Origin of the sequence: Kitasatospora sp. NPDC005856 (assembly GCF_040629945.1) — a bacterium.
GTDB lineage: Bacteria > Actinomycetota > Actinomycetes > Streptomycetales > Streptomycetaceae > Kitasatospora.
In genome coordinates this window covers 23,662-34,226 of record NZ_JBEXWT010000095.1, presented here as the reverse complement: position 1 = coordinate 34,226, position 10,565 = coordinate 23,662, and the positions used below count along the sequence as shown (strand labels likewise).

Genomic DNA, 10,565 nt, shown 5'->3' with positions numbered 1-10,565 from the left:
CGGCTTCGCGGCGGCCGGGGCGGGGGCGGCCGGCGCGGAAGGCGCGGCGGCAGCCGGGGTCGGACGGGGACCAGGGGTCGCGCTGGGGCGCGGACCCGGGGTCGGGGCACCCGGCTTCGGGGCACCCGAGCCGGCGGCGGGGGAGGGCGCCGCGGTCTTCCGCGGGCCCGGCTTGGCAGCGGAACCACCACTGGTGGGGGACACGCCAAGCGCGTCAGTCAACTTGCGCACGACCGGCGCCTCGATCGTCGAGGACGCCGAACGGACGAACTCACCGAGCTCGGTGAGCTTGGCCATGACGGCCTTGCTCTCCAAGCCAAGCTCCTTGGCGAGTTCGTAAACCCGGACCTTAGCCACTTCACTCCTGTCTATGAGTCCGGGGGTCTCGTCCGCCGGACTGTCGCTACTTCATGGGCGTACCCATCGCGTACTCATCGCGTACTCATCGAGTGCTCATCGCAATCTCGACCTACTTCCACATCGCGAGGTACCTGACTGGGGCACGGCGCGCGGCTGCCCGAGCGCTGTGCTTGTTGCGGTGGTTCTCCGCCGCGCGAGCGGCGGCCGTCGCGGGAGGCGGCCCTGCTACGAGGCTTCGCCCGCCCGCTCCCCGACGAACCCGCGGAGCCGCTCGGTGTCGAGTGCGCCCTGGAGCCGGAAGGCCCGTGGGAACGCCCGACGGCGGACCGCGAGGTCGAGGCAGGCCGGATCGGGGTGCAGATGAGCGCCCCGGCCCGGGAGTGCGCCACGTGGATCGGGGACGCACTCGCCCTCGACCGCCGTGACACGCAACAGCTGGTGCTTGGCCGCGCGCTTGCGGCAGCCCACGCAGGTGCGTTCCGGGCGTGCTCGGACGTGCGTCCGGCCAGACGAAGGCAAGTCTACCCCTCCGGAGCGACATGGCGCCGCCCCGCCGACCCCGAAGGACCGGCGGGGGCCACCGAGGACAACACTGATTACCGGGCCTGCGATTCCTCGGCCTGGCCCTCGGTGTCCGGCCGGATGTCGATCCGCCAGCCGGTCAGGCGTGCGGCCAGACGGGCGTTCTGCCCCTCCTTGCCGATCGCCAGCGACAGCTGGTAGTCCGGAACGATCACCCGGGCGGAGCGCTGGGCGGCGTCCACGATCTCCACGCTGGTCACCCGTGCGGGCGACAGGGCGGCGGCCACCATCTCCCGGGGGTCCTCCGACCAGTCGACGATGTCGATCTTCTCGCCGTGCAGCTCGCCCATCACCGCGCGCACCCGGGAGCCCATCGGGCCGATGCAGGCGCCCTTGGCGTTCAGGCCCTGGCGGCGCGACCAGACCGCGATCTTGGTCCGGTGGCCGGCCTCACGGGCGATCGCCGCGATCTCCACGCTGCCGTCCGCGATCTCCGGGACCTCCAGCGCGAACAGCTTCTTCACCAGGCTCGGGTGGGTGCGCGACAGCGTCACCGAAGCACCGCGCACACCCCGGCGCACGGCCACCACGTAGCACTTCAGCCGGGTGCCGTGCCGGTAGTCCTCGCCCGGGACCTGCTCCTGCGGCGGCAGGATGGCCTCCAGCTTGCCGATGTCGACCAGCACGTTCTTCGGGTCGTTGCCCTGCTGGACGACACCGGTGACGATGTCGCCCTCCTTGCCGGCGTACTCACCGAAGGTCTGGTCGTCGGCGGCGTCGCGCAGGCGCTGCATCATCACCTGGATGCCGATGCTGGACGCGATCCGGCCGAAGCCGTTCGGGGTGTCGTCGAACTCCTTCGGCTCGACGCCCTCGTCCAGCTCCGCCGGGTCCTCCATGGCCCACACGGTGACGTGGCCGCTCTTGCGGTCCAGGTGCACCCGGGCCCGGCGGCGCGAGCCCTCGGTGCGGTGGTACGCGGTGAGGAGGGCGGACTCGATGGACTCGACCAGCAGGTCGAAGGGGATGTTCTTCTCGTTGACCAGCGTGCGCAGGGCACTCATGTCGATGTCCACGGCTACGCCTCCTCGTCTTTCGTCACGTTCGTCATGGTCGTACGGCACCCGGGGGTCACTCGGCGCCGTCCTCCCCCTCGTCGAAGTCCGCGGCCTCGTCCAGGAGCTCGTCGTCCTTGCGGTTGAACTCGACCTGGACACGCGCCCGGGCCACCTCCGCGTACGCCAGACGGCGCTCCTTCGGGCGGCCGCGCCCCTTCACCGGCTGCACCTCGACCAGTGCGCCGTCCTCGTCGGCCTCCAGCACCCGGGCGACGATCTCCCCGCCGTCCACCAGGTGGATCTTGGCCAGCCGACCCTCGGCGCGCTGCCAGTGCCGGGGCAGGTCCAGCGGACGCTCGGCACCCGGCGAGCCGACCTCCAGCAGGTACGCGTCGTCCCCCATCAGGTCCGACTCGTCCAGGGCCTCACCGACCACCCGGCTGAACTCGGCGATGGTGTCCATGTCCACGCCGCCGTCGGTGTCGACGTCGATCTGCACCTGCCGGCGGCTGCCCGCCCGGGTGACCCTGACGTCCTCCAGATCCAGTCCGGCCTGCTCGGCCAGCGGCTCCAGCAACGCTCGCAGCCGGTCGGTGTGGGTGGTGCTCATCCGGGTGGACTCCTCGGCCGCGTCTGCTGTTGTCAGAAGGTCGCCGCGTACCCCCGGTGCCACACCGGATCACGGCAGCTCGGCCCAAAGCCTATCCGGTCAAGCCCCCAACCACCGATTCCTGACCGCCTCCGGGCGCTCGCACGCCACCCACTGCGAGCAACCTCACACCCGGCACGGCATCCCCGAACCGGGCCCGGGAACGTGGGGATTCTGTAATCATTCACGCCAACGAGGGCAGGCGGGGAGGCCGTCCTCCCGTACCCGCCCGGAGTGACCCCGATGCATCCGCCCAGCCGACGGACCTTCCTGGCCCTCGGACTGCTCACCGCCCTCACCGCCTGCACCGCCGACCCCCGCGGCGACCGCCCGGCCGGCCCCGGCCCGACCCGCGACCCGGACACCCCGGTGCGCCTGCGCGCGATCGCCGCCACCGACCTCCTGCTCGGCGCCTACGACAACCTGCTCACCGTCCCGGGCGCCCAGACCGCCCTGCTCCAGCCGCTGCGCGACGACACCGTCCAGCACCGCGCCGCCCTCGTCCAGGGCCTGCCGACCGCGAGCCCCTCCCCCACCAGCACCCCGTACCGCTCCCTCCCGACCCTCCCCGAGCTGGCCCTCATGGAGCACCGGACCGCCGAGGCCCACCTCCACGACCTCGCCGAGGTCAGCCCCGCCCTCGCCCGGCTGCTCGCCTCCGTCTCCGCCTCCAACGCCCTGCACGCCGCGGCCCTCGGCGACCAGACCCCGATCACGACCCCCGACGCCGCCACCGGAGGCACCCCCGCCACCGCGGCCGCCGCCGTCCCCGCCCTCCAGACCGCCCTCAGTGCCGAACACGCCGCCGTCTACGGCTACGGCGTCGTCGGCGCCCACCTCCCCGACGACGCCCAACGCGCCGACGCCCGCACCACCCACGCCGCCCACCAGGCCCAACGCGACGCCTGGCAGCGCCTCCTCACCACCCTCACCGCCGCCCCCACCCCCGCCGCCGGCGGCTACCAGCTCCCCTTCGCCGTCACCTCGCCCACCGACGCCACCAAACTCGCCGTCCACCTGGAAACCCGCCTGACCACCGCCTACGCCGACCTGCTCACCACCGTCCCCGCCCCCTACCGCCTCCCCACCGCCACCGCCCTCCGCGAATCCACCCTCCGCGCCCGCCGCTGGGGCGCCCCCGCCACCCCCTTCCCCGGCATCCCCGGCTGACCCGCGCCGCCCTTGCGGGCGCGCAGGACGCAGCCGCGCGCCCGCGCACCCCCAAACCCCGACAATGGACCCATGTCGGGATCCGAACCCACCATCACCGTCCCCACCTGGCTGACGAACACCGTCACCGCCACCCACGGCGAGACCGGCCGCCAATGGCTGGCCACCCTCCCCGCCAGGGCCACCGCCCGCCTCGCCGTCTGGAACCTCACCCTGGAACGGACGCTCGACCCCGGCGGCAGCCTCAGCCTCATCGCGTACGTCCACCGCGACGACCTCTCCCCCGCCGTCCTCAAGGTCGGTCTTCCCACCCCCGAGACCGCCCACGAGCACGCCGCCCTCACCCACTGGGCCGGCCGCGGAGCCGTCCTCCTCCTCGACGCCGCTCCCGCCGAGGGCGTCCTCCTCCTCGAACGCCTCCACGGCGAGATCCCGCTGCGCTCGCTCGCCGAGCCCAAGGCCGTGCTGGAGGCCACCAGCCTGCTGCACCGGCTCTGGACGGAGCTCCCCGAGGGCCACCCCTTCCCCTCCGTGGACCAACGGATCGCCACCACCGCCCGCCTCGCGGAGCACCCCCGCACCGCCGACGCGCGGCAGCTGGTCGCCGAGGCCCTGGACACCGCCCGGAACCTGGCCGACTCCGCCGACGAGTCCTTCCTCCTGCACGGCGACTTCCACCACGGCAACGTCCTGGCCGCCGACCGGGCCCCCTGGCTGGCCATCGACCCGCGCCCGCTGGCCGGTGAGCGCGCCTACGACCTGGCCCGCCTCGCCCTGGACCGCGCCGACACCCTGCTCGGCTCCCCCGGCGCCCCCGCCGCCGCCCGCCGCCGTCTGGGCCGGCTCTCCGAGTCCCTCGAGGTCGACCGGGAACGCCTCCGCGGCTGGACCCTCTTCCGCGCCGTCGACCTCGCCCTCCGTGCGCTCGCCGCGGACCGCCGCGAGGACGCCGAGCTCTACCTCGAATTCGCCGACTCCCTCTGACCCCAAGGCCCTTGAGGGGTCGACGGGCCCGCACCGGGGCTGCTACACCCCAGCGGCTCCCCGCAGGGGCAACCGGGCCCCCATCACCGCGTACAGCCGGTCCGTCGCCGGGAACTGCACCGCCCGCGCCAGGTCCTGGTACCCCAGTGCCCGGTACAGCCGCCGGGCCGGCGTCTCCGCGTCGATCGCCGAGAGGATGCTCCGCTCCAGGCCCGACCCCTCGCACAGCGTCCGGATGATCCGCGAGCCGATCCCCTGGCCCTGGAACTCCGGCAGCACGTGCAGCTCGGTGACGGCGAAGACCCCGTCCAGCCAGTCCCCGAACCCCCGGGCGGTCAGGTAGGGCTCGATCACGGTGCTCCACCAGTGTTCCCGCCGGTTGGGCATCCCGTACCCGAACCCGACCAGCCGCCCCCCGCTCATCGCCCCCAGCGCGATCACCCCGGGCTGCTGGGCGTGCCGCCCCACGATGTGCAGCCGTACCGCGACCTCCTCGGGCGTCAGCCCGAACGCCACCGCCTGGACCTCCAGCGCCTGGGGCGCCCAGGCCGCAAGGTCGATGGCCTCGATCGTCACACCGGTCAGCTGATCCATGCTCCGGACGTTACTACCCGCGGCCCCGCGGCGCGGCCGAAGATCCCAACAGCACCTCGCGGGCCCCGCTCCGCCGCCCGGACCCGCCCGGACCCGCCCGGCCCGACCCGGCCCGGACCCGCCCCGAACCCGACCCGCCCCGACTCAGAACAGCACGCTCATGAACGCCCCGACCTCCCGGAACCCCACCCGCCGGTACGCCGCCCGTGCCCGCAGGTTGAAGTCGTTGACGTACAGCGACACCACCGGCGCCACCTCCCGCAACGCGACCTCCAGGACCGCCGCCATCCCCGTCTCGGAGTGCCCCCGCCCCCGGTGCTCCGGAGCGACCCAGACCCCCTGGATCTGACAGGCCCCCTCCGTCACCGCCCCGATCTCCGCCTTGAAGACGACCTGCCCGTCCTCCCCGAACCGCGCGAACGACCGCCCGGTGGAGACGAGTTCGGCCACCCGGGCCTGGTAGAGGAGCCCGCCGTCCCCCGCCAGCGGCGACACCCCCACCTCCTCGGTGAACATCGCCACGCACGCCGGCATCAGGGTCTCGAGCTCGCCCCGCAGCACCCTCCGCACCAGCGGATCCGGCGCGATCTCCGCCGACGGCACCGAGGTCGCCAACAACGGCTGGTGCGCCCGCACGTCCCGGGCCGGGCCCCAACTGCGCTCCAGCAGCGCCCAGAAGGTCGCCGTGGCCGCCGCGGGACCGACGATCGAGGAGCAGCGCCGCCCCTGCCGGCGGGCCCGCTCCGCGAACGCCGCGACCGCCTCCGACCCGGCGTTGACGAGGACCAGGTTCGCCCCGGCGTAGCAGAGCGCGTCCAGCACGCCGTCCCCGTCGTACCAGCCCCACAACTCGCCGCCGAGCCGCCACGGGTCCAGCCCGACGGCCTCGACCCTGGTCGCGACGAACGCGTTGGCGACCGGATCGCGGCGGAGGACCTCCAGGGCTTCCGGGAGGTCCGGCGGCTCCAGCACGCGGGTGGTGGCCAGGGCCCGGGCGGCCTGGAAGGAGCTCGGGAGCATCACACCTCGATCGAGCATCGAGACAGCACCTCACTGAGACGACTCTGGCCGCACCCTACTCCGTGGCCCCACCCGGCTACGGCCGCGGGGCCGTCCGCGAACGGACGGCCCCGCTTCCGGAAAGCACCGCACGGGTGCTCCCGCACGGTCAGGACAGCCGACGGCTGTCGGAACACGCTACGCGGGGATCGCTCCCGCGCGAGCACGCGGGGTTCGTTCCCCGCGCCACTTCACTCCCCGGCGACCACGGTCGGCGCCCCGGCCTCGACGCCGGCCGCCTGCATCTGCTCGGCGAGCTTGAGCGCCTCCTCGATCAGGGTCTCGACGATCTTCGACTCCGGAACGGTCTTGATGACCTCGCCCTTGACGAAGATCTGCCCCTTGCCGTTGCCGGAGGCGACCCCGAGGTCGGCCTCCCGGGCCTCGCCCGGACCGTTCACGACGCAGCCCATGACGGCCACCCGCAGCGGCACCTCCATGCCCTCCAGCCCGGCGGTGACCTCCTCCGCGAGCTTGTAGACGTCCACCTGGGCACGCCCGCAGGACGGGCAGGAGACGATCTCCAGGCCGCGCTCGCGCAGCCCGAGCGACTCCAGGATCTGGTTGCCGACCTTGATCTCCTCGGCCGGCGGGGCGGAGAGCGAGACCCGGATGGTGTCGCCGATGCCCTCGGCCAGCAGCGCGCCGAAGGCGACCGCCGACTTGATGGTGCCCTGGAAGGCCGGACCGGCCTCGGTCACGCCCAGGTGCAGCGGGTAGTCGCACGCGGCGGCGAGCTGGCGGTAGGCGTTGATCATCACGACCGGGTCGTTGTGCTTGACCGAGATCTTGATGTCGCGGAAGTCGTGCTCCTCGAACAGCGAGCACTCCCACAGCGCCGACTCGACCAGCGCCTCCGGGGTGGCCCGGCCGTACTTCTCCATCAGGCGCTTGTCCAGCGAGCCGGCGTTGACGCCGATCCGGATCGGGACGCCGGCGTCCTTGGCGGCCTTGGCGATCTCGCCGACCTTGTCGTCGAAGGCCTTGATGTTGCCCGGGTTCACGCGCACCGCCGCGCAGCCGGCGTCGATCGCCGCGAAGACGTACTTCGGCTGGAAGTGGATGTCCGCGATGACCGGGATCTGCGACTTCCTGGCGATGATCGGCAGCGCGTCGGCGTCGTCCTGCGAGGGCACGGCGACCCGGACGATCTGGCAGCCGGACGCGGTGAGCTGGGCGATCTGCTGGAGGGTGGCGTTGATGTCCGAGGTCACGGTGGTGGTCATCGACTGCACCGAGACCGGGGCGTCGCCGCCGACCGGCACGTTGCCGACCATGATCTGCCGGGAGTAGCGGCGCTTGGCCAGCGGCTTGAGCGGCAGGGACGGAATACCGAGCGAGATCGCGGTCATGTGCGCAGGGTTCCCCGGGGTTGAGGTGTGGTCGACCGCCCGGCCGTGACACGGCCGAGGCCGGGCGCGCGGACGATCGCGCACCCGGCCTCCACGGTACGGCACCGCCATGGCGCCCAGCACACCCGTGGTACCCGAACGCCCTAACTGATCTTCACCGGGTTCACCAGGTCGGCGACCATCACCAACAGGGTGAAGCCGATGAAGATGCTGGCCACCACGTACGCCACCGGCATCAGCTTGGCGACGTCGAAGGGGCCCGGGTCGGGCCGCCTGAACAGCTGTGCGAAACGGCGCCGGACCGCTTCCCAGGCCGCGCCGGCGATGTGCCCGCCGTCCAGCGGGAGCAGCGGCAGCATGTTGAAGAGGAAGAGCGACAGGTTGATGCCGGCCAGCAGGTTCACGAAGAACGCGATCCGCTGGGTGCCGGGGATGTCGAGCGAGAACACCTCGCCGCTGACCCGGGCGGCGCCCACCATGCCGATCGGCGAGTCCGGGTCGCGCGGGGCGTCGCCGACGACCGCGTTCCACAGCCCCGGGATCTTGCCCGGCAGCGCGATGAGCGACTTCACCCCGTTCTCGGTCGTGTCGTACATCCGGTCGAGCGACTGCCCGAATCCCAGCTGGACCACACCACTCGCGGGAGTGAATCCGAGGAACCCGGCCTGGACGGTCTGGCCCTTGAGCGGGACGCCGTTGCCGTCGTACTTCTGGACGTCGTTGACCGCGATGGTCGGGTTGAGGGTGAGCTGCTGCCCGCCCCGCTCGACCACGACCGGCACGATCCTGCCGGCCGACTTGCGGATGTCCGCCTGGAGCTGCGCGTAGCTGTCGATCCGGTCGCCGTCGAAGGAGAGGATCTTGTCGCCCGCCTTCAGTCCGGCCTGGGCGGCCGGGGTCTGGGGGGCGCCCTCCGGGCAGGTGTCCCTGGGCTGGCCCGCCTTGACCACGCACTTCTCGACGGAGCTGACCGTCGGCACGCTCATGTTGACGCCGAAGCCCATCATGACCGTCAGGAAGAGCCCGAACGCCAGGATCAGGTTCATGAACGGCCCGGCGAACATGACGATCATGCGCTTCCAGGGCTTGCGGGTGTAGAAGAGCCGCTGCTCGTCACCCTCCTGGATCTCCTCGTAGGAGGCCTCGCGGGCGTCCTCGATCATGGTCCGCCAGGGCGAGCTGCTGCGCTTGGTGATCCGGCCGTCCTCGCCCGGCGGGAACATCCCGATCATCCGGATGTACCCGCCGAACGGGATCGCCTTGATGCCGTACTCGGTCTCGCCCTTGCGGCGCGACCAGAGGGTCGGGCCGAAGCCGACCATGTACTGGGGCACCCTGACGCCGAACAGCTTGGCCGTGGAGAGGTGGCCGAGTTCGTGCCAGGCGATCGAGATGAGCAGCCCGATGACGAAGACCAGGATGCCGACCACCGTCAAAACCGTTGCCACCGTTGGTCCTCCGTCATGCCGCTCCGCTCATCGTCTCGTCCTACCGCAATCTGGGCCATCGGCCGACCGTCAACCGGCCGCCAGCTCGCGGGCCCGGGCGCGCGCCCAGTCCTCCGCGTGCAGGACGTCCTCCACCGTCAGGGAAGTTCCCGCCACCGCGGCACCGTCCCGCTGACCGTGCTCGGCCACGACCTTGGCAACAGTGTCCACGATTCCGGTGAAAGCGAGGCGGCCCTTCAGGAACGCCTCCACACACTCCTCGTTGGCCGCGTTGAAGACCGCCGGGAAGGTGGCGCCCAGGGTGCCCACCTCGCGGGCCAGCTCGACCGCCGGGAAGGCCTCGTCGTCCAGCGGGAAGAACTCCCACGTGGCGGCCCTGGTCCAGTCGCAGGCGGGAGCGGCGTCCGGCACCCGGTCCGGCCAGCCCAGGCCCAGCGCGATCGGCATCCGCATGTCCGGCGGGCTGGCCTGGGCCAGCGTCGAACCGTCGGTGAACTCCACCATCGAGTGCACCACCGACTGCGGGTGCACCACGACCTCGATCCGGTCGAACGGCACGTCGTACAGCAGGTGCGCCTCGATCACCTCCAGGCCCTTGTTCACCAGGGTGGCCGAGTTGATCGTGACGACCGGGCCCATCGCCCAGGTCGGGTGCGCCAGCGCTTCCTGCGGGGTCACCCCGGCCAGCTGCTCACGGGTGCGGTTGCGGAACGGGCCGCCGCTGGCGGTGACCACCAGCTTGCGCACCTCGGCCCGGGTGCCGCCGGCCAGCGCCTGGAACAGCGCGGCGTGCTCGGAGTCCACCGGCACGATCTGACCCGGCTTCGCCACCGCCTTCACCAGCGGACCGCCGACGATCAGCGACTCCTTGTTGGCCAGCACCAGCACCCGGCCCGCCTCCAGCGCGGCCAGCGTCGGCCGCAGGCCGATCGAACCGGTGATGCCGTTCAGCACCGAGTGGCACTCCATGGCGGCCAGCTCGGTCGCCGCGTCCGGGCCCGCCAGCACGGTCGGCAGCGGACCGCCCGCCGCCTTCGCGGCCAGCGCCTCGCGCAGCGCCGGCTCGGCCGCCGGATCGGCCACCGCCACGGTGTGCACGCCCAGCCGCACCGCCTGCTCGGCGAGCAGCTCCACCCGGCCGCCCGCCGCCGACAGGGCGACCACCCGGAAGCGGTCCGGGTTGCGGAGCACCACGTCGATGGCCTGGGTGCCGATCGAGCCGGTGGAACCCAGGATCACCAGCTCCCGGGGGCCGGAGGGGTCCGCCACGGTGGGCGTGAAGCGCAGCTGCGGGTGGGCGAGGGAAGTCATGCGCCCATTGTGTCCCCTCCGCGGCACCACCCCGGACTTCCGCGGCCTTCCCCAGATC

At 72.6% G+C, this 10,565-nt stretch carries 11 protein-coding genes; 2 read left to right on the top strand and 9 right to left on the bottom strand.

Features of this window, described 5'->3' with window-relative positions:
• From ABZ449_RS35445 to rimP, 4 genes are all read right to left on the bottom strand, one after another.
• The coding region (locus tag ABZ449_RS35445; protein ID WP_360354330.1) for a translation initiation factor IF-2 N-terminal domain-containing protein at positions 1-357 on the bottom strand (357 nt) is incomplete at its 3' end.
• A 228-nt stretch (positions 358-585) separates the two neighbouring features.
• A complete protein-coding gene (locus ABZ449_RS35440) occupies positions 586-879 on the bottom strand; it encodes a YlxR family protein (RefSeq protein WP_360354328.1) in 294 nt (97 codons plus the stop codon).
• Between the two features lie 77 nt (positions 880-956).
• Positions 957-1,958, bottom strand: a complete 1,002-nt coding sequence (nusA, locus tag ABZ449_RS35435; protein WP_360354326.1) for a transcription termination factor NusA — start codon at positions 1,956-1,958, stop codon at positions 957-959.
• 55 nt (positions 1,959-2,013) lie between these two features.
• Positions 2,014-2,550, bottom strand: a complete 537-nt coding sequence (gene rimP / locus ABZ449_RS35430) for a ribosome maturation factor RimP (RefSeq protein WP_360354324.1) — start codon at positions 2,548-2,550, stop codon at positions 2,014-2,016.
• A gap of 282 nt (positions 2,551-2,832) precedes the next feature.
• Between rimP and ABZ449_RS35425 the strand changes: the two genes are divergently transcribed.
• Together ABZ449_RS35425 and ABZ449_RS35420 are read left to right on the top strand one after the other, a co-directional pair.
• Entirely contained in the window at positions 2,833-3,759 is a 927-nt protein-coding gene (locus ABZ449_RS35425; RefSeq protein WP_360354323.1) for a ferritin-like domain-containing protein, read from the top strand.
• 72 nt (positions 3,760-3,831) lie between these two features.
• A complete protein-coding gene (locus ABZ449_RS35420) occupies positions 3,832-4,743 on the top strand; it encodes an aminoglycoside phosphotransferase family protein (RefSeq protein WP_360354321.1) in 912 nt (303 codons plus the stop codon).
• 42 nt (positions 4,744-4,785) lie between these two features.
• On the opposite strand, the gene ABZ449_RS35415 is transcribed toward ABZ449_RS35420, so the two are convergent.
• From ABZ449_RS35415 to dxr, 5 genes are all read right to left on the bottom strand, one after another.
• Entirely contained in the window at positions 4,786-5,337 is a 552-nt protein-coding gene (locus tag ABZ449_RS35415) for a GNAT family N-acetyltransferase (RefSeq protein WP_360354320.1), read from the bottom strand.
• Positions 5,338-5,481: 144 nt separating this feature from the next.
• Positions 5,482-6,357: a GNAT family N-acetyltransferase gene (locus tag ABZ449_RS35410; protein WP_360354334.1), complete on the bottom strand. Its 876-nt coding sequence runs from the start codon at positions 6,355-6,357 to the stop codon at positions 5,482-5,484.
• Positions 6,358-6,587: 230 nt separating this feature from the next.
• Positions 6,588-7,748: a flavodoxin-dependent (E)-4-hydroxy-3-methylbut-2-enyl-diphosphate synthase gene (gene ispG / locus ABZ449_RS35405; protein ID WP_359909168.1), complete on the bottom strand. Its 1,161-nt coding sequence runs from the start codon at positions 7,746-7,748 to the stop codon at positions 6,588-6,590.
• A 143-nt stretch (positions 7,749-7,891) separates the two neighbouring features.
• Positions 7,892-9,196, bottom strand: a complete 1,305-nt coding sequence (locus tag ABZ449_RS35400; RefSeq protein ID WP_360354318.1) for a M50 family metallopeptidase — start codon at positions 9,194-9,196, stop codon at positions 7,892-7,894.
• A 69-nt stretch (positions 9,197-9,265) separates the two neighbouring features.
• On the bottom strand, positions 9,266-10,507 hold the full coding sequence (gene dxr, locus ABZ449_RS35395) for a 1-deoxy-D-xylulose-5-phosphate reductoisomerase (protein ID WP_360354316.1): 1,242 nt from the start codon (positions 10,505-10,507) through the stop codon (positions 9,266-9,268).
• Positions 10,508-10,565 lie beyond the last annotated feature (58 nt).